Origin of the sequence: Enterococcus sp. C63 (genome assembly GCF_040887215.1) — a bacterium.
GTDB classification, from domain to species: Bacteria; Bacillota; Bacilli; order Lactobacillales; family Enterococcaceae; genus Enterococcus_B; species Enterococcus_B hirae.
The window spans coordinates 1-1,044 of record NZ_JBFOFI010000019.1 but is presented as its reverse complement, the minus strand read 5'-3'; the positions used below and the strand labels follow the sequence as shown (position 1 = coordinate 1,044).

Below are 1,044 nucleotides of genomic sequence, written 5' to 3'. Positions count from 1 at the left end.
TACTTATTGATGGGTTTAAACAAGGTGTGTCAGTAACCATTGATTATGATTCGCTAACTGGAGAACCATCGGAGTCCGTTACAGGAAGTGAAGTATTTGATTTTAGCACAAAAGGACCAGGTGTTATTATTGCCTACATTTGCGGGCATGAACATTGGGAAACGGTGAGAAATCTCGGTACTTTGAAAATGATAGTTGGAACTTGTGCATTTACTAAAGATACTAGTGTTGATTTTGAAGCTTTTTATCAATTGTCAATTGATAAGACAGCAAGAACGTTGATAATGAATGGCGTGGGACGAGCAACAAAACGGTCATTTTCATATTAAAGGAGTGATGGATAATGTTTGAAGATATGACAAGAGAAGAAGCAATTGATCACATGTTAGAACAATTTGCTATTCATTGTGATGGTAACGACCAACAATCACATGCGCTTGCTACCGAGAAAAATGCAGGTTTTGCTTCACCTGAGACTGTAGCACAAGCAACCGGCCATTTAATTAAGGATAATTACTTAAGTGAGAAGTATAGTTTCTGGAATATTCCATTCGGTCATTACGCTACTGTGTGGGCATGGGCTGACGAAATGGGAACGCCCGATCCAATGATCCCTGGACAAATTATCCAGTTACACGTTTTCGGGGAACACTCTCAACGTAAGACTTATGTGATGATTGACGTATCAAACGGAAGTATTTTTTATATCAATTCAAGCAAGGAAGGCGGAGAAGGTGGCTACAATTCAAGAAATTGGAAACGAATTGAACAAGTAACGAAACTGTGGAGAGCGGGCGATTCAGATTGTAAGGTAGGACAAAACATGAATTTAACGGCTAGTACACGTCGTTTTAGTCGTTTACGATTTCATGTCAAGGGTTTAGGTACACAATTTACGCTTGAAACACCAGAGGTAGATAACCCAGTTATTATGTTCACGGGTATAGGTTCATCCGAAAAAAGTATTTGGAATATTCGAATAGAACTTACTAATTATCGTGACAACGTGGTGTTACGTTTTACTAAATGTCGATTGGCCACTAT

The 1,044-nt window shown here is 38.8% G+C and carries 1 protein-coding gene and 1 pseudogene; both read left to right on the top strand.

The annotated features are described in order from the left end of the window. Positions 1-329 (top strand): annotated as a pseudogene (locus AB3H90_RS14345) (hypothetical protein); the annotation flags it as partial. Between the two features lie 14 nt (positions 330-343). After that, a partial coding sequence (locus AB3H90_RS14340) for a hypothetical protein (protein WP_368016917.1) occupies positions 344-1,044 on the top strand: 701 nt, incomplete at its 3' end.